The organism is Skermanella mucosa, from assembly GCF_016765655.2.
In the GTDB taxonomy this organism is placed as follows: Bacteria; Pseudomonadota; Alphaproteobacteria; order Azospirillales; family Azospirillaceae; genus Skermanella; species Skermanella mucosa.
The window spans coordinates 588,136-604,948 of the sequence record NZ_CP086107.1 but is presented as its reverse complement, the minus strand read 5'-3'; the positions used below and the strand labels follow the sequence as shown (position 1 = coordinate 604,948).

General features: G+C 63.4%; 17 protein-coding genes. 10 read left to right on the top strand and 7 right to left on the bottom strand.

What is annotated here, in order from left to right; translation table 11 throughout:
• Positions 1-347 precede the first annotated feature (347 nt).
• The 5 genes from JL100_RS32680 (at position 348) to istB (ending at position 6,342) form a co-directional block, all read left to right on the top strand.
• A complete protein-coding gene (locus JL100_RS32680) occupies positions 348-1,820 on the top strand; it encodes an NHL repeat-containing protein (RefSeq protein ID WP_202685583.1) in 1,473 nt (490 codons plus the stop codon).
• Between the two features lie 129 nt (positions 1,821-1,949).
• Complete coding sequence (locus JL100_RS32675; RefSeq protein ID WP_202685584.1) at positions 1,950-3,296, top strand: HupE/UreJ family protein; 1,347 nt, start codon at positions 1,950-1,952, stop codon at positions 3,294-3,296.
• A gap of 163 nt (positions 3,297-3,459) precedes the next feature.
• Entirely contained in the window at positions 3,460-3,834 is a 375-nt protein-coding gene (locus JL100_RS36955; RefSeq protein WP_407697045.1) for a COG3415 family protein, read from the top strand.
• A 175-nt stretch (positions 3,835-4,009) separates the two neighbouring features.
• The gene (istA, locus tag JL100_RS32665) at positions 4,010-5,512 is read left to right on the top strand and encodes an IS21 family transposase (RefSeq protein ID WP_202685796.1); all 1,503 of its coding nucleotides are present in this window, start codon (positions 4,010-4,012) and stop codon (positions 5,510-5,512) included.
• Positions 5,509-6,342 carry an IS21-like element helper ATPase IstB gene (gene istB, locus JL100_RS32660; protein ID WP_202685797.1) on the top strand — a complete coding sequence of 278 codons (834 nt, stop codon included), beginning with the start codon at positions 5,509-5,511 and terminating at the stop codon, positions 6,340-6,342. Before istA ends, istB begins: the two co-directional genes overlap by 4 nt.
• Positions 6,343-6,431: 89 nt before the next feature.
• On the opposite strand, the gene JL100_RS32655 is transcribed toward istB, so the two are convergent.
• The gene (locus tag JL100_RS32655; protein WP_228421570.1) at positions 6,432-7,751 is read right to left on the bottom strand and encodes an IS701 family transposase; all 1,320 of its coding nucleotides are present in this window, start codon (positions 7,749-7,751) and stop codon (positions 6,432-6,434) included.
• 58 nt (positions 7,752-7,809) lie between these two features.
• On the opposite strand from JL100_RS32655, the gene JL100_RS32650 reads away from it, so the two are divergent.
• From JL100_RS32650 to JL100_RS32635, 4 genes are all read left to right on the top strand, one after another.
• Complete coding sequence (locus JL100_RS32650) at positions 7,810-8,091, top strand: hypothetical protein (RefSeq protein WP_228421569.1); 282 nt, start codon at positions 7,810-7,812, stop codon at positions 8,089-8,091.
• 111 nt (positions 8,092-8,202) lie between these two features.
• Positions 8,203-8,385: a hypothetical protein gene (locus tag JL100_RS32645; RefSeq protein ID WP_202685775.1), complete on the top strand. Its 183-nt coding sequence runs from the start codon at positions 8,203-8,205 to the stop codon at positions 8,383-8,385.
• 624 nt (positions 8,386-9,009) lie between these two features.
• Complete coding sequence (locus tag JL100_RS32640) at positions 9,010-9,612, top strand: HGGxSTG domain-containing protein (protein WP_202685776.1); 603 nt, start codon at positions 9,010-9,012, stop codon at positions 9,610-9,612.
• Positions 9,612-11,036, top strand: coding sequence for a terminase large subunit domain-containing protein (locus JL100_RS32635; protein WP_202685777.1), 1,425 nt, complete (start codon positions 9,612-9,614; stop codon positions 11,034-11,036). The genes JL100_RS32640 and JL100_RS32635 overlap by 1 nt, the downstream gene beginning before the upstream one ends.
• A 58-nt stretch (positions 11,037-11,094) precedes the next feature.
• Here the strand turns inward: JL100_RS32635 and JL100_RS32630 are convergent, their stop codons facing one another.
• The 5 genes from JL100_RS32630 to JL100_RS36610 form a co-directional block, all read right to left on the bottom strand.
• On the bottom strand, positions 11,095-11,577 hold the full coding sequence (locus JL100_RS32630) for a hypothetical protein (protein ID WP_202685778.1): 483 nt from the start codon (positions 11,575-11,577) through the stop codon (positions 11,095-11,097).
• Positions 11,578-11,686: 109 nt separating this feature from the next.
• Entirely contained in the window at positions 11,687-12,955 is a 1,269-nt protein-coding gene (locus JL100_RS32625) for an IS256 family transposase (protein WP_228420945.1), read from the bottom strand.
• A 168-nt stretch (positions 12,956-13,123) separates the two neighbouring features.
• Positions 13,124-13,546, bottom strand: a complete 423-nt coding sequence (locus tag JL100_RS32620) for a hypothetical protein (protein WP_202685714.1) — start codon at positions 13,544-13,546, stop codon at positions 13,124-13,126.
• 66 nt (positions 13,547-13,612) lie between these two features.
• Entirely contained in the window at positions 13,613-14,380 is a 768-nt protein-coding gene (locus JL100_RS32615) for a LuxR C-terminal-related transcriptional regulator (protein WP_228421568.1), read from the bottom strand.
• 554 nt (positions 14,381-14,934) lie between these two features.
• Positions 14,935-15,069: a hypothetical protein gene (locus JL100_RS36610; protein WP_267133628.1), complete on the bottom strand. Its 135-nt coding sequence runs from the start codon at positions 15,067-15,069 to the stop codon at positions 14,935-14,937.
• 116 nt (positions 15,070-15,185) lie between these two features.
• On the opposite strand from JL100_RS36610, the gene JL100_RS32610 reads away from it, so the two are divergent.
• On the top strand, positions 15,186-16,148 hold the full coding sequence (locus JL100_RS32610) for an IS5 family transposase (protein WP_202685713.1): 963 nt from the start codon (positions 15,186-15,188) through the stop codon (positions 16,146-16,148).
• Here JL100_RS32610 and JL100_RS32605 read toward each other — a convergent pair.
• Positions 16,114-16,803, bottom strand: a complete 690-nt coding sequence (locus JL100_RS32605) for a DNA/RNA non-specific endonuclease (protein ID WP_202685712.1) — start codon at positions 16,801-16,803, stop codon at positions 16,114-16,116. The two genes, JL100_RS32610 and JL100_RS32605, sit on opposite strands and share 35 nt — an antisense overlap.
• Positions 16,804-16,813: the final 10 nt, after the last annotated feature.

The following is a 16,813-nucleotide window of genomic DNA, read 5'->3' as shown; positions in this document are numbered from 1 at the left end:
CACATCGGGGGTTTGCACAAGAGGATGCCGGACACGCCTGCCGGGGTAGATGTACAAACGGCATGGTGCTGACTGTACAAATGTGGTGTGGTTATATCTTGTGCACTTGGGACACAAACTTGCCAGAGTATTAATATCATCTAAGCGGACCTGTGTCATTCCCGACCAGGACTGCGATGAGGGCAGTGTGTGTTCCTCTCTATATTCTGGTCCCGGACTGCTCTCTGCTATCGGAGATTTGGCGAATCGCAGCGTTACTGCGCAAAGCTCGCCATTCGGAAGGAGTATTCCTGCGGTTACAAACATCTGGTGGGCAAGGCCTGCCTATAACGCCACGGGAGGAAACAATGAGAAATTTATGGCGCACCGTCATCGGTGCGACCGCCGCTATCGTCGCGGCGGCAATTGCCTTTGCGCCGGACACGGCTGCGGCGCAAGATGACGACGCGGCCGCTAGCCTCGCACACAACGGCGGTTTCCCGAATCTCCGCGAAATCGGGGACTTTCTCGACCGACTGCGCGACCGAACCGAGCCGGAGGACGGCGCGGCCAGGCGCGGGCCCAGGTTCATCGTGGATCCCGGCTGGCCGCGGGAACTGCCGAACAAGTGGCTCGTGGGACAGGTTGGCGGCATCGCGGTGGATCGCCACGACAACATCTGGATCGTCCAGCGCGCCCGAACCCTGACGAGCGACGAGGCTGGGGCGACGGACGCTTATGAGGACGCAACCAACGAGGAAGGGGAGCCGATCAATGCGCTCGGACATTCCCGACCATTCGGACCCATTGCCGAGTGCTGCCTGCCGGCGCCGGCGGTGATGAAGTTCAACAAGGACGGGGATCTGCTCCAGGCCTGGGGTGGACCTGCCGACCCGGGCTTCATCGGCGGCAAGTGCAGGGAGGAGGACGGCTGCGTCTGGCCGGCCGGCGAGCACGGCATCTATGTCGACCATAACGATAACGTCTACATCGCCGGCAACGGATCTGGCGAGGGCGGCTTCCCTTGGGCGGCGACGCATGGGGAGGACAGCCATGTCCTGAAGTTCTCGGCCGACGGCACCTTCCTGCTGCGGGTTGGCGATCCGGGCTTCGGCGGACCGGCTAACAGCAACGACACCGACGGTGCCTCGAACGGCACGCCCCAGCTCTATAACCCGGCCGATATGGAAGTTGATCCGCGGACAAACGAGCTTTACATCGCCGATGGGTACGGCAACCACCGTGTCGTGGTGGTCGACGCGGAGACCGGCAAGTACAAGCGTCACTGGGGCGCCTATGGCCAGAACCCGGTGGATGACGCGGCTTCCGACGCGGCGGGACCCTATGCCAATGACCGGGGTGACGAGATAATCCCGTACTTCCGGAACCCGGTCCACTGCGTCCGCATCGCGCACGACGGCCTGGTTTATGTCTGCGACCGGGCGAACAACCGCCTGCAAGTGTTCCGCAAGAATCAGGTGGGCGAGGAGTGCAACAACCCGAACGGAACCGAGGGCACCTGCGGCTTCGTGACCGAGAAGTTCATCCGCGCCGAGACACTGGGCAGTGGGTCGGTGTGGGATCTTGACACTTCTTCGGATCGCGATGAGAGCTGCCTGCACAATGCCGACGGTACCAACATGCACGTCGACACGCTGAACCGCAGAAGCCTGGAGATCCTGTCCACTTTCGGACGGCACGGCCGCAATGCCGGCGACTTCCACTGGGTGCACAACGTAGCCACAGACAGTGAAGGCATTCTCTACACCGCCGAGGTGGATACCGGAAAGCGTATCCAGAAGTTCGTGCGGTACGGCGCGCGCGGCTGCCGCTCCCGGTAAGCCGCCTGGTCAGCAACGCATAGCCTGACGAAACTCCCCGTCCAGCCGCTCACCGGCGTACCGGACGGGGAGTTTCACGGTCGCGGCTGCAGTGGTTTCACTTACCATCGCGAGAAGTCCCCAATTATCATGACGATTCCAAACCTGACCGTCCGATGGTTGCTCGCGCTCGCTTTCGCGGCCCTGCTCCTTCCTCCGCTCGTCAGCAGGTCTGCCGCCGCCCACGACATTCCCGACGAAATCCTTGTCAACAGTTTCATCAAACCGGACTCTGGCCGGCTCGTGGCAGTGACCCGGATTCCACTCAGCCTGTTCGAAGGCATGGCTCTGCCCAAGCGAGGTCCCGGCTACCTTGACCTTGCCCGTATCGAGGGCTCGCTCGACCGACTGGTGCAGGCCGTGACGCAGAGTTTCATTCTCTATGAGAACGGGGAGCGTCTCGGCGTCCCGATAGCGCATACGCGCTTCTCGCACCCCTCGGAGGACGCCTTCGGCACGTTTGAGGCAGCCTGGAGTCACGTGACAGGACCGGACCTGCCGCCACAGAGCAACCTGTTCTGGAACCAGGGCTACTTCGACGTGGCACTGGTTTATTCTGCCGCCTCGCCCGATTCCCGCTTCGGCGTGGATGTTCTCTTGGGATCCGGCCTGTCGGGACGCCTGAAGCTGTTCGTGCAGTTTCTCCCTCCCGGCGGCGAGCCTCGCGCCTACCAAGTCCATGGTGGCCACGGCTGGCTCGAACTCGATCCGAGCTGGCACCGTGCCGCATTCACTTTCGTCAGCTTGGGCTTCGGCCATATTCTGGAAGGTATCGATCACCTGCTGTTCCTTCTGTGCCTGGTCTTACCCTTCAGGCTGGAACACATGTGGCGGCTGGTGGGCGTAGTCACCGCTTTCACCATAGGGCACTCCGTCACATTGCTGGCCGCCGCCACCGGCGCCGTGCCGGAGGGAAACTGGTTTCCGCCGCTGATCGAGACATTGATCGCCCTGTCGATCGTCTACATGGCGCTGGAAAACATTGTCGGCACCTGGCTCCATGGCCAGGCGGCAACCGCGCTGCGCTGGAGATGGCTGATCACCGGCGCCTTCGGCTTCATCCACGGGTTCGGGTTCTCGTTCGTGTTACAGGAGGACCTGCAGTACACGGGCGGGCATTTTCTGCTGTCCCTGCTGGCTTTCAACGTCGGTGTGGAGCTGGGTCAGCTTCTGTTCCTACTGATCGTGTTGCCCGTCCTGGCGCTGTCGCTGAAGACCGCCCCTGCGCAGCGCGCCGGCGTCATGATCCTCTCGGTTCTCGTGGCGCACACCGCGTGGCACTGGATGCTCGAGCGGATGGCGGCCCTTGAATACGTCCAGTGGCCCGAGGTCAATTTCGCCGTTGTCACTTTGCTGGCCATCGCAACGCTACTCGCGGCATACGGCGCGCTGTGGCTGATCAGGCGCCGGCGGGAAGTCGCCCGCATCAGGGCCTGAGCAGGATTCGGCTCCATAACTAACGACGACCCAGGCTCCTGGAAGCCGGTGGCGTTTGCCTGCAGCCAGCCGAGGCCAAGCTGGTCTAGAGCGGGGAGCGTAAAACCCGAATCACTATTGCGCTCTGGGCTTTGGTGTGATTCACCGTGTTTGGAGGTGGATCATGGGTCATGGCTATTCGTCTGATTTGCGTGTGCGGATCATCGGATCGATCGAGAGCGGGAACTCGTGTCGGGCGGCGGCCCGCCGGTTCGGCGTCAGCCCGAGTACGAGCATCCGGCTGGCGCAGCGCAAGGCGAGAACCGGCTCGCTGGAACCTATGCGGCAAGGGCGTCCGCCCGGCGGCGGAAAGCTGGCGCCCCACGCCGACCTCCTGATCGGCTGGGTCAAGGCAAAGGGTGACCTCGACTTTGGCCATCCTAAATGGGACTACGAGCGGCTTCGGATTGGTTTTGATAGGTCAGGGGGCATAAGCGGCGGCCTGGACGAGCCTGACGTAGACGGTGCGAGGAATTTTATGGCCCGACAATCAGGATAGGAAGAGCGTCAATCAGGGTCGGAATGGAATGTCGCGGTCGTGACGGAGGGCGGGCGTAGCCTGACCGTAGTCACGACCGCGACACCGACATCCTTTCCTGGAAAAGGACGTCGCTGACGGAAGCGGTGAATGCGGCCAGGATCGAGGATCTTCACGCCAATGAGGAACCGCGATCTTGCCGGGCACACACATCACCGACCGCCAAGTGAGCCTTTACATGAAAAACCGACAAACCAACACTCCCGCCGTCGCTGCGGCCAAAGCCGGGTTCAGCACGTCAACCGCCTACCGCATCGAGCAGGACCCCCGACCACCCTCGCAGAAGATCCTACCCCGCGGCCGGCGCCGCCCGGATCCGCTGGCCGGGATCTGGGACAGCGAGGTGGTGCCGATGCTCAAAGCCGCTCCGGGCCTGCGCTCGATCGCCGTGTTCGCCGAGATGCGCCGGCGGCATCCGGACCTGAGCGAGAAGGTCCGCCGAACGCTGGAGCGCCGCATCCGGGCCTGGCGAGCCGTCAACGGTCCGGACCAGGACGTCATCTTCCGGCAGCATCATGAGCCGGGCAAGATGGGCTTGTCGGACTTCACGGACATGGGCGACGCCGCCGTGTCCGTTGCCGGGCAGCCGCTCGATCACCGTCTCTTCCACTTCCGCCTGGCCTATTCCGGCTGGCAGCACGCCCATGTCATCCTGGGCGGCGAGAGCTTCGTCGCCCTGGCCGAAGGGCTGCAGAACGCGCTCTGGTCGCTCGGCGGGGCGCCGGCGGACCATCGCAGCGACAGCCTGTCGGCGGCGTTCCGCAACCTGGACCGCGATGCCGCCGAGGATCTGACCCGCCGCTATGAGGACCTGTGCCGCCATTACGGCATGGTGCCGAGCCGCAACAACCGCGGCCTCGCCCACGAGAACGGCTCCATCGAGAGCCCGCACGGCCATCTCAAGCGCGCCATCGACGATGCGCTGCTGCTCCGCGGCAGCCGGGACTTCCCCGACCTGCCGGACTACCGCCGCTTCATCGACGAGGTGGTCGGCCAGCAGAACGCCCGCCGGGCCAAGGCGATCGAGGTGGAGCGCGGCACCCTCAAGCCATTGCCGCCCGACAGGACCGCCGACTTCGAGCAGACCCTCGTCCACGTCACCTCCAGTGGCGGCTTCACCCTGCGCAAGGTGTTCTACACCGTGCCCTCCCGGCTGATCGGCCACCGCCTGCGGGTCCACCTGTTCGACGATCGCCTGGACTGCTTCCTGGGCGGCACGCGCGTCCTCACCCTGGCCCGCGGCCGTCCGCGCGGCAACGGCCGGCACGGCCATGTCGTCGATTACCGTCACGTCATCCATGCCCTGCGACGCAAGCCGATGGCCCTGCTCAACCTCGTCTACCGGGACCAGCTGTTCCCCCGCCGGGCCTTCGAGCGCACCTTCGAGGCGCTGCTCGCCGCCGGCAGTGACCGCCAGGCCTGCACCACGGCCGTCGCCCTGCTGTCGCTGGCCCACGAGCGCGGCTGCGAGGCCGAACTGGCCGAAGTCCTCGATGCCGACCTGGAAGCGGGACGGCTGCCCGACCTTCCGGCCCTGCGCGAACGCTTCCAGCGCACCGGGGCGCCGGTCACCGGTGTCGTCGTCGATCTCGTGCCGCTGAGCGTCTACGACGAACTCGTGCATGGAGCCGCGGCATGAGTGCGACCGATCCCATCGACACCGCCCGCCTGTCGCTGGCCCTGGGCGACCTGCGCCTGCCGGCCATCAAGGTGATCTGGCCGGACTTCGCCGACCGGGCCGACAAGGAAGGCTGGCCCGCCGCCCGGTTCCTGGCCGCCCTGACCGAGCACGAGATCGCCGAGCGCTCCCGCCGCCGGATCGAGCGTCATCTCGACGAGGCCAGGCTGCCTCCGGGCAAGACCCTGGAGAGCTTCGAGTTCGAGGCGGTCCCCATGGTCGGCAAGGCCCAGGTGATGGCCCTCGTCGCCGGCGACAGCTGGCTGGAAAAAGGCGCCAACCTGATCCTGTTCGGTCCGGCCGGCGGCGGCAAGTCGCACTTGGCGGCCGCGATCGGCTACGCCCTGGTGGAGAATGGCTGGCGCGTCCTGTTCGCCCGAACCACCGACCTGGTCCAGAAGCTTCAGGTCGCCAGGCGGGATCTGGCTCTGGAGTCCGCCCTCGCCAAGCTGGACAAGTATCACCTCCTGATCCTCGATGACTTCGCCTACGTTGCCAAGGACCAGGCGGAAACAAGCGTCCTGTTTGAACTGATTGGAACCCGGTACGAGCGGCGGTCATTGCTGATCACGGCGAACCAGCCGTTCGGCGACTGGGGCGGCATCTTCCCCAACCAAGCCATGACCCTGGCCGCCATCGACCGGCTCGTCCACCACGCCACCATCTTCGAGATGAACGTGGAGAGCTATCGTCGAAGGGTCGCACTGGAACGAAAACGCGGACCTGGACGGCCGCCGTCCCGAGCGACAATCAACGCGAACTTGATTGACGCTCCACGACAGGACACTTGAAATCCAGCCCGATCAGCGTCAATCATCCTGACGCCGCGACCTTAGGCATTCTTATCCTGATCGCCGCTCTCTCCATCCAGATTGTCGCGCTACAGAATTTGGACGGTTTCGCCGGGATCCAGGGCTGTGACGAAATTCAGGTCGGTCCACAGGGCGATGCGTACGGCAGCCAGGGCGTCGGCGAAGGTCGGGGCGGTCTTGGGGTACCAGGCCGCCCGGCGCGGGGTCAGGTCGAGTTGGCCGGCGAAGGCCTGGACATGGAGCGCGACCAGCGAGTACAGGCCGAACAGCACCGGGGTGGTGCGGAACACCGCCTTGTCGGCGTGCTGGCGCTGGGTCTCGACGCCGAGGTGGGCGCGCGCCTCTTCATAGGTGAGTTCCATCAGCCAGCGCCTGGAGAACCAGCCGAGGATGACCAGCGGGTCGGCCGTCAAGTCGGTGCACGCCAACGCGTCGGGGTCGCGCTTGGACCCGGGATAGCGCACCAGGATCCAGCGGACCGCGACCGGCGGCTCCCCCGGGTGGTGCCACAGCGCGGTGCCGGAGATGAACTCCGCCTCCCGCGCGTGGCGACGCCCGGTGCGGACCAGCAGGGCGAAGCGCTGCCAGGGCTCGCCCGCGTCGTGCCGCCGCTTGGCCAGCTTGGTTTGGGCCTTGCCCTTGGTGGCGGGCCGACCGCCCCGGCCGGGCGGGCGCGGGGCCGGGAAGTCGAACAGCCGGGCGTCCAGGCGGAGCCGGGTCACCACGGTCATTGCGCGGCCCAACTCGCGCAGCAGGCCGACCGAGGCGAACTCGCCGTCCATCACCGCGACCATGGCGCGCCCCGGCAGCCAGCGCCGCACCAGGCGCAGCAGGCTGAGCGCCCACGCCGTGACCGGCCGGTATCGCCGGCCCTCGGCCTGGCAGAAGGCTTGGCTCGGCGCCAGCGCGCTGAGCATCGGCAGCGCCCAGACCTTGCGGGCGAACGGCACCTCGGCCAGCAGCATGGCCGAGACCCAGCGCAGGCCGCGGCTGGTGACCTTGCGCCCGCGCGAGGAGCGCACCGGGTCGTAGTAGTGTGCCGCCGGCCGGACCCGGGGACCGCGCCGGCGCTCCAGGGTGTGGTCGAGCCCGACCACCACCGGGCCGAGCGGGGCGAACACGCGCACCAGCGCCCGGGTGAGCCGCCGGGCCAGCGCCAGCCCGGACCACACGTCGCGGCTGAGCACCCGGTGGAAGGTGGCGAAATCGGCCCGTCCGGCCAGGCCGAGCGCGCGCAGCGCGCCGGCCACGGTGCGCGGGCCAAGCGCCAGCAGGGCGCCGACCGCCAGCGCGGCGGCCTGGGGCCGGCAGGTCGGCGAGAACACGGCGAGCGCCGGGGCGAGCCAGCGGCAGAACGCCTCGGGCAGCGGCGGGTCAGGGCGGTCCATGGTCCCCTCCGGGCGGTTGGAGTGTTGGACCCAACAGTCCCGCCCCGCGGAGATCGCCATGGCCGCCAAGACCGACCCCGTGCTCCAGCGCATCCACGCCCACCCCTGGCCGCGAGGCGGCGTCCGCGCCCGGCGCGCCGGTCGCGGCTACTCGCTGGTCAGCACCCACACCGGCGCGCCGGTCGCCCGCCTGTGCCCGACCGGCGAGGACGACGAGGTCGAGGTCCTCTGGTGGCGACGCGACGCCTGGGGACCCGCCGGTCCCTTCGGCGCCATCATGCCCCTTGATGACGCCCTCGACTTCATCGCCGAGGAACCCTTCTTCTGGATCAGGGCCTGATCAAAGTCCCATTTAGGATGGCCAAAGTCGAGGTCATAGGATGTTGGGTGTTTCCAGCTAAGTTCATAGCGGAGAACAATTTCCTAGCTCCAAGGCTTTGAAAGAAGCAATATGACTGTTGTCCCTCCAGAGTGGCTAGCAGAACAGCAGAACAAAATTCGCCAAGCCATCAAAGACTTGGAGGAACATTCTCTAACCATTTCCGGTGACGAACAGGAAAAGGTTAAGCAAACAATCCAGAAGCTGGCAGAAACCCTGCACGGTTATGAAAAAGCTGCGGGTAAACTGACGTAGCATTCTTTGGAAAATAAAGTGAATATTTATTCTACCAAAAGTTGAGATTTATCACAGAATCATGAATGAGAGCTCATCGAGCGTTATACCTCATGAACATGAACTATAAGTTTGAGTCCAATACTTATTAATCACTCCCTACAATCGCGGTAAGGGTGATTGAATAGGAAAAGGTGCTGTGGACCCCGCCTCCAACCTTATCACTACGCTGAAGACATTTGCGACCAACGCTGAAGCCATGGGATACCTTGAACAAGAAGGATTTACGTTCTTAGGCGCTCCAGGTCGCTGGCTGCATGTCGAGGATGAAGGACCGGCGTATGCCCGAATCGTCCCGACGAAGGGAGCCTTCCAGGTCCGCGTGTGCCGGATGAAAAAGCAGCTATAGGCATAGGAGCGCACGCGAAAAGACCCGCTCCGGCAGGCATGTCGAGAACGGGCCTTTCACAGACGATGGTCTTGCAGGAGCCATGTCTTTGTACGCTACCGTACAGAGGCAGCTAACCCCCGAGGCGCCGGATCAGCACAGGTCTCATTGTGAATATACCGTTCGAGTAAAAATCTATCGCGCGCAACCCCGAGTGAGTCCATATTCAACACAACGATTTTGCCATTTTGAACCCTTTGGAAGCCTATTTCGCGAAAAACCCCATGGACACTTCATCGAAGAAAATTTGCGGAGCGAAGAACAGGCAGGGTCAGCCGTGCCAAAAACGCCCCATGAAGGGCAAGTCGCGCTGCAAGAACCATGGGGGAGCGACGCCGACCGCGAGGCATACAGGGAACAAGAAGCACGGGCTCTACTCGGCCGCGCTCAGTCCTGATGAGGCGGCGATGTGGGATGCCATCTCGCTCGATAGCCTGGACGAAGAGATCAAGATGACGCGGATCTGGCTCGCCCGTGCCGGCGTGCTGGACTATGCCGTCAGCCTGGAGCCGAACGCGACCGGCAACCTGACCGGTTTCAACCTGGTCGAGATCCGGCGATCGTCCGACCAGAACGGCTCCGGCACTGATGCGATCTCGCGGCGCCCGGACCTTTCGGCACGGCAGGACAGGCTGCTCGGCCGGCTGGCCCAGCTCATTAAGACGCGCGCTGAATTGGAAGCGATGAAGACCCAGCAGGGTGATCCGACCATCCGCTTCGTGATCGAGGCTCCGCGGGAGGAATCCGTGGACGAGTGGCAGGCCAATTACGGGCCGACCAGCCCGCAGGAAGGCGTCTGATGCCTCTCGGCGTCGAGACTATCTGGCGCCCGCAGTATCGGGCAAACGGCACCAGGGGGCCTCAGTTCGCCCTGCTGGCATGCCCTTACCAGGAGATCTTCTTCGGCGGCGCCCGGGGCGGCGGCAAGAGTTCGGGGATGCTGGGGCATTGGGTCGCTCATGCCCAGAAATACGGACGCCACGCCCGGGGCGCGTTCTTCCGCCGGCGGTTCACCCAGCTCAAGGAGGTGCAGCGCCAGGCCAGCGAGCTGTTCCCCCGGCTGGGCGCGACCTACGGCAAGGCGGAGAAGACCTGGACGTTTCCGAACGGGGCGACGCTGTATCTCGGTCACCTGTGGGATGCCCAGGACGCCGATGCCTATCAGGGCTGGGCGCTGACGTGGATCTGCATGGAGGAAATCACGCAGTGGCCGAACCTGGACGCCATGAACAAGCTCCGCGGCTGCCTGCGGTCGAGCGAAGGCGTGAAGTGCGTGCTGCTGGCCACCGGCAATCCGGGCGGGCCGGGGCACCAAGCCGCGAAGCAGAGGTGGGTGGACCCGGCACCGAGTGGCATGCGACCGATCACCGATCCGGAAACCGGCGAGACTCGGGTGTTCATTCCGTCCCGGCTGGAAGACAACTTGGCGCTCATCAGGAACGACCCAGGGTACGAGCGCCGGCTGATGGCGCTGGGCAACAGCCAACTCGTGAAGGCATGGAGGTATGGGGATTGGGACTGCACCTTCGGCGGCTTCATCGACGATCTATGGGTTCCGTCGCGCCACGTGCTGAAGCCCTTCACGATCCCGCCGAGCTGGACCTACCGTCGGTCGTTCGACTGGGGCAGCAGCCGGCCGAGCGCGCTTCTCATGTGGGCGATCAGCGACGGCTCGCCCGTGCGGGAGATGGGCGGCTTCGTCTTCCCGCGGGGCAGCATGATCCTGTTCAGCGAATGGTACACGGTGGCCAAGGACGCCAGCGGCAACGTGAAGCCCAACGAAGGCTTGCGGCTGACGAACCAGGCGCTGGGGCACGGCATCGCCGAGCGCAGCCGAGGGCGCACCTGGTCGGGCTGTGTCGCCGATCCCGCCATCTTCACGGAGATGGGACGGGAGAGCATCTATGCCGAGATCAAGAAGGCCGCGGCCGAGAAGGGCCATGTGCTGAACTTCGGGCGTGCGAACAACGACCGGATCGGCGGCTGGCAGAAGATGCGCGACATGATCGAGAACGCCGCCGAGGAGAGGCCGGAGAAGCCTGGCATGTGGGTGTTCAACACGTGCATCAACTTCCTGCGGACGGTCCCTACCCTGCAGCGGGATGAATCACGCCCCGACGATGTCGATACCGACCAGGAAGATCATTGCGGGGATGCTGCCCGCTACGCCTGCAACAGCGTTCCGAAGACCGTGGCTCGGGGACGCTTCGTCACGGGCGGTTAACACCCAATAACCGTGTGGCGTGTTAAACGGGAAAGGGGGCGTTTCCGCCCCCCAGTGTTCACTGTGACAGAGTCACTGGCACGTCAGTTGGAGGTTTACGGTAAAGCCGATTAAGGTATTCCTTGATGTTTTCTCGAATTGCACCCTCATTGGCGAGTCTGAGGCGCGTAACCCCAACAAAGGCATCGTTCCATTTCGCTGTGTATGGAGTCTGGACAGTTTCGCCAGTAATAGGCCGGGCCGAGGCGGCATCAACCAACTCATAGTTGACCGCACTGGTCACCGTCATGTTAGCCCCGAACATAGGTTGCTGAAGGCCAAGCAGGTGACCGTTCAACACATACCGCGGCGCTCCGCCCTCGGACAGCAGGCCGTGATTACGTAAGCTTTCTGTCAATGCCCCGCGAAAATCCTCGCTGTCCACCTGCGATGTCCACAACGGATTGGTCTCCTCGCCGCCCTCAACCCGTCCGATGGCGATCGCGCCGACTAGACTGGTGTCGTTGGGGCGCTCAAGACCGGCTGACGGGGCCACGGTCATGTTGGACCGCTCAGCCGGGGAAGCGCAGGCGGCAAGGCTGAGGAGGCCTATCACAAGAGCGATGTTACGGATCATCTTGAGCTATAGCGGAATTTGGGTGACGAGGTGTTCAGGCGGCGCTGTGTGATGTCGGCACGCTGACCTCGATGCCGTCGCGGAATTTGACGCCTTGGATGATCTTGGGCAACTGGTTTTCGCCCTGAAGTCGCCGCCAAGTTCTGGATGCTGCCGAGATCAGCTTGAAGACCATGAGCTTGGCAGTGTCCTGGGAAAGCGCCCCCTTGGTGCGGACCGTCCGGTGCCGGACTGTGGCGAAGACGCTTTCTATAGGGTTTGTGGTCCGCACGTGATCCCAATGCTCGGCCGGGAAGCTGTAGAAGGCCAGCAGGGCATCACGATCTTTGGTCAGGCATTCGACGGCACCGGAGTACTTGGCGCCGTACTTCTTCTCGAAGGTATCAAGGGCATGCTCCGCCGCCTTGAGGTCGGGCGCCATCCAGATCTCCCGCAGGTCCTGCTTGACCGCGGGCTGGAGCGATTTCGCCACCTTGTTGAGAACATTAGAACTTTTATGAAACCAGCAGCGCTGATGACGCGTGCCGGGGAAGACCTCGTCGAGCGCCTTCCAGAAGCCCAAAGCACCATCGGCGACCGCCAGTTCCGGGGCGATTCCCAGCCCGCGGGCCTTCAGGTCGATCAGCAGTTCGCGCCAGCTCTGGGCGCTTTCGCGGACGCCGACCTGGAAGCCGAGCAGTTCCTTTTTACCCTCCGGCGTGGCGCCGATCATCACCAGCATGCACTCGGCGGCAGGCTCCATGCGGGCCTGGAGGTAGACGCCGTCGGCCCAGACATAGACGTAGCGCCGGGCCGACAGGTCCCGCCGCTGCCAGCGCGCGTAGTCGTCCGCCCAGCTCTCCTTCAGCCGCGCGATGACCGCCGGTGACAGGTTGGGCGCGTCCTTGCCGAGCAGAACGCTCAGCGCCTCCTGGAAATCACCGGCTGAAACGCCGCGCAGATACAGGATTGGCAGCAGGGCGTCGAGACTGGTCGTCCGGCGCGCCCAGCGCGGCAGCAAGGCTGAGCTGAACCGGATGCGCTCGGCTGCCGGACCGGGAGCGCGATCACGGACCTTGATCCGCTGGACCTCGACCGGCCCAATCCCGGTCTGGATCATGCGCTCCGGTCCATGGCCATGCCGGACCAACCGGTCCCGGCCGTCGGCCAGCTTCAGGTCTTTGCTGGCAGCCAGGAAAGCCGCCACCTCGGCTTCGATGGCCTGCTCCAACAACTGGCGGGCTCCCGATCGGAGAAGGGCCGTCAGGGGATCATCGATCTCTTCGGGCTGGCGAAGCCGGACAATGCTGGTATCTTCGTTCATGGCGTAGCGCTCCCTCGTGGAGGTTCTGGCAGGCGTCAAGCACCTACCTCGTTACGCCACCTTCCTCACCTCGTCATCACCCAGTTTCCCCCATAGCTCGATCATCTTTCTGATTATTCCTTGAATAACAATGAGGTTAGGCAAAAAACGTTTCCATCCCTCCCGCATTCACTCGACCACCAGGCTACTGGCAGCGCTGACCGGCAGCGTGCCGTCATTGGATGGCACGGCGTTGACCGTCTGGGTAGCAGTGCACTTACTGGTGGTCTTGAGATAGGCCAGACTGTTATTGCGGTCGTTCAGAGCGCGCATTTCAACATCTTGGGCATCGCTCGTATCAAGGGCAAACAGCGCGGGCCAGAATAGCAGCAGGCCGACCGCGCCAATGGCAATGTTGGCAGTGCGGGCGTTGTCTTTCTCCTGCTGAAGCTGAACCACTTTGGCACTGTTCGCCGCTGTTTCCGCATCGATCTGCGAACACGAAAGCTGAGCATCGTAGGCGTTGTACGCAGAGACTGGGGCAGCGTCGCGACCGGCGCAGGCTGTAGTCAGGAAACTGAACGTGATAACAGTGATAATTGAGCGCTTCATGGCGTAAAAACCCATTGAGGAGTGGTAATAGAAAGAAGCGGATTGCTCTTTCACAGTACTTGATAGTCAGGCGGAAACCGCTTGGAGGCTGCGGGGCGGCGTACCCGCGCCCTCCGCCGAGAAGCCGTTGTTCATGGCCCAGATCGCCGCCTGGGTGCGGTTGTTGACGTCGATCTTGCGCAGCAGCGTCTTGAGGTGGACCTTGACCGTCGCCTCGGTGATGCCGAGTTTGTTGGCGATCAACTTATTGCTGGCGCCGGTTACGAGGGACTGCAGGATCTCCTGCTCCCGGGGCGACAGGCCGCGGATCGAGTGCCGCAGCGACGGTGCGCTGTTGATGTCGAGCAGCATGGAGGCGAGATTGGTCGGGAACACCTTCTCTCCAAGCATGACTAGCTGGAGCGACTGGATCAGGGCTTCGGGCGAGACGTTCTTGCTTAGGAAGCCGTCGGCGCCGGCACCCATGGCAGCGCGCAGCACATCGACCGATAGGTCGTCGGCCAGCACGACGATCCGGGCAGTGGGATAGGCAGCCCGGAGCTGCTGCAGGTCGGCCTCAATCGCCACCGGCTGTCCCGTGATCACCAGCTCCGGCGCTTCGGCAGCCTCTCCGGCAGACATGGCCAGCTCGACCGTACTGAACTCAGCGCCCGCCTCGAAGCAGGTGCCGCACAGCAGATGCTTCAGGCCCTGGCGGAACAGCCGGTTCGGTTCGATCAGAATGGTGCGGGACGTGGTCATGCCAGTTCTCCAGATGCGTTGATGACCGAACGATTGCTGCTCCGAGACGGTAAGGAACGGCGCATTCGAGGCATCGATGGAGAAATACTGCACGAAATATCGTATGAAAAAAACGAAAAATTAATACTTTATCGCGAAAAAATAGTGCTATGCAGGTTAGGCGATCCGCCGGAGCAATTTCCTTCCTTCAGGCTTAGATAGACGCATGATGCAGGTCGAAGAGACGACCGTTTCATAGCCGATTATCATCGCCCAACGACGGTCGGACGCACGGCCCTCCTGGTGGGCCTCAATCCCCCCATAGCACATGATCGCCCCAGACTACGCACCACTTTGAAATTGCTGATAATATCGCTCTGCCTCATAACGTAGGCACCGTTTGAAGACCTTCCGCCCGCATCTTCCTCGGTGCGGGCGTCTTTCTGCCTAACAGGCATATACCAACCGGCATCGAGAAACATCGCCGTACTGACCTGTTTCGGCTTGGCCCCGTCGGGGCATTGACATCTTGTGTCAACTTTCCTGAGTGACTTCCTAGAGCCCGCGCCGGGGCTACATCCTGTGTGCGGGCTTCTTTCTGTTCCCGCATGTTCTCAATTCGCGTGATTATTCGTTCTCTATCTGTCCGTTCGAACGAATAGGCAACGCTACATCTGCAGGCCATAGATACCCGGCCCGAGCGTCCGGGGCGTCATCTCCAGATCCGGGTGGTCATCACCGACATCCGGCGCCGCGATCTGGCCCAGGAACGACTTCGCCGTGGCGATTTCATCGACCAGCACCACAATTCGCGCCGTGCCGTAATCCTCCAGGACCTCAGCCAGCTTGCGGCATGCATCATAGAAGCTGTTCGCAGACGGGGCGTGCCGACCTGTTCTGACCGAGATGCTACTTTGAGATGAAAAAGAGGAATGACCCATGGGGGCTGAGTGGCTATGACGGGGTTCGTCGTCAACAGCCGCTGAGCCAGCATCATATGGGTACCGCCTTTAGAACCGCAAAGACTTCTCCGGCGTCCTGGGATGCTTTCAGTGACGTCGATGCCTTCGTGGATGAGGTTCTGGCGGAACATGCGGCGATGGAAGCGGACGGCACGAAGCCGACACGGTCAGGACCGAAGCCGACACGGTCAGGACCGAAGCCGGCGTTGACAGGAGCAGCGCTGCGTAAAGCGATCATGGCGATCTGGTGCCTGTGCTTCTGCGGCATGCAGTGGCGCGCCATCGGGCAACTGTGCGACATCCCGTTCAACACGCTGTTCACCCTGTTCGCCCGCTGGACGAGGCTCGGCTTGTGGCGTCGCCTGCTCGACCGGCTGCACCGCACCTGGCGGCTGGTTTGCGGCGATGCCGCAGAACCGACGGCTGTCGTCATCGACAGCCGTTCCTGCAGGTCAGCGCCGAGCTGCTTCGGTCGTGGCTTCGATGGCGGCAAGAAGATCAACGGCGTCAAAGTTCACGTGGGCGTTGATAAGTACGGCATCCCGCTGGCGATCGACGTCTCGCCAGCCAACGTGCATGATACCAAAGGTATCATCCCGGTGCTCCGCGACCTCTCCGGCAAAGGCTTCCGGGGATCGGCGCTGGGCGACCTCGGCTACCGGGGCAAGCGTCTGGCCAAGGTCGGGCAGAAGCGCGGCATTACCGTCGAGCCCGTCGCTCGCGGCCGTGATGGCAAGTTCCTCCCGGCCGGAATCTGCTGGGTGGTGGAGCGCTCCTTCTCCTGGATTGCCAATTACCGGCGGTTGAACACTATCTTCGAGCGGACGAGGGAGCACCTCGTCGCCTTCATCGAAATCGCCTTCGTTTCCATCCTGTCCAGGCGCATCAAGCGCCTCGTCGTTGAGGAAGCCTCTGCCTGATTTCTACAAACAGCTTCTGAAACTCGGCGATCGATACACCTCGCCACTGATCGCCATCGGCATTTTCCACGAGATAGGCGGCCGCCTGTTTGCGCTTGGGATCGTAAACGGCCTTGAAGATGTGGGTCGGCACCAGCACTCGTCCGCGCAGGCGCTGCAGGGTCTCGCCCTGGAAGACCGGGCCGCTGACGACGTACAGTTCCCCTGACTTGCGGGCGAGACCACGCGCGGCGGACTCGATTCCCGACCACAGGCCTCGGTTGCTCTGCGGATCCTGCGGGATGATATTGGCCAGGGAGAAGCTCTCATGCTGCGCCTGATCGTCCGGCATATCGGCGGCCGGCGCGAGGTGGCCACGGTCGAAGCCGGAACGCGCGTAGTCGTCGAGATCGCCGCGCTCACCGGGTGGTAGCCTGGCCTCCTCGTGGAAGGTGTCCTTGCGCTCAGTGGCCACTGCTGCGTCGAGCCCTTTGCGGGTCAGGTGCTCGGCCGCCCAGAGCGGGGTGCGCGTGATGCCGGAATGCAGCACGGCGAAAGACGAGTAGCACAACGCCCGGGTCTTGGGGCGGAGTTTCGGGTTGATCAGGTCCGGCGTGCTGCCGTGCGGGAAGAACTGCGAGCACTCGGTCGGGGCCGCCAGGGAAACAGTCGTCATGCCGAAGGTC

Bases quoted from the DNA above. Each gene is read 5' to 3' on its own strand.
- JL100_RS32610 (WP_202685713.1), top strand. From the start codon at position 15,186: ATGAAAAAGAGGAATGACCCATGGGGGCTGAGTGGCTATGACGGGGTT.
- JL100_RS32645 (WP_202685775.1), top strand. From the start codon at position 8,203: ATGACTGTTGTCCCTCCAGAGTGGCTAGCAGAACAGCAGAACAAAATT.
- JL100_RS32675 (WP_202685584.1), top strand. From the start codon at position 1,950: ATGACGATTCCAAACCTGACCGTCCGATGGTTGCTCGCGCTCGCTTTC.
- JL100_RS32630 (WP_202685778.1), bottom strand. From the start codon at position 11,577: ATGACCGTGGCCCCGTCAGCCGGTCTTGAGCGCCCCAACGACACCAGT.
- JL100_RS32650 (WP_228421569.1), top strand. From the start codon at position 7,810: ATGGCCGCCAAGACCGACCCCGTGCTCCAGCGCATCCACGCCCACCCC.
- JL100_RS32680 (WP_202685583.1), top strand. From the start codon at position 348: ATGAGAAATTTATGGCGCACCGTCATCGGTGCGACCGCCGCTATCGTC.
- JL100_RS32635 (WP_202685777.1), top strand. From the start codon at position 9,612: ATGCCTCTCGGCGTCGAGACTATCTGGCGCCCGCAGTATCGGGCAAAC.
- JL100_RS32655 (WP_228421570.1), bottom strand. From the start codon at position 7,751: ATGGACCGCCCTGACCCGCCGCTGCCCGAGGCGTTCTGCCGCTGGCTC.
- JL100_RS32620 (WP_202685714.1), bottom strand. From the start codon at position 13,546: ATGAAGCGCTCAATTATCACTGTTATCACGTTCAGTTTCCTGACTACA.
- JL100_RS36955 (WP_407697045.1), top strand. From the start codon at position 3,460: ATGGGTCATGGCTATTCGTCTGATTTGCGTGTGCGGATCATCGGATCG.
- JL100_RS32625 (WP_228420945.1), bottom strand. From the start codon at position 12,955: ATGAACGAAGATACCAGCATTGTCCGGCTTCGCCAGCCCGAAGAGATC.
- istB (WP_202685797.1), top strand. From the start codon at position 5,509: ATGAGTGCGACCGATCCCATCGACACCGCCCGCCTGTCGCTGGCCCTG.
- JL100_RS32605 (WP_202685712.1), bottom strand. From the start codon at position 16,803: ATGACGACTGTTTCCCTGGCGGCCCCGACCGAGTGCTCGCAGTTCTTC.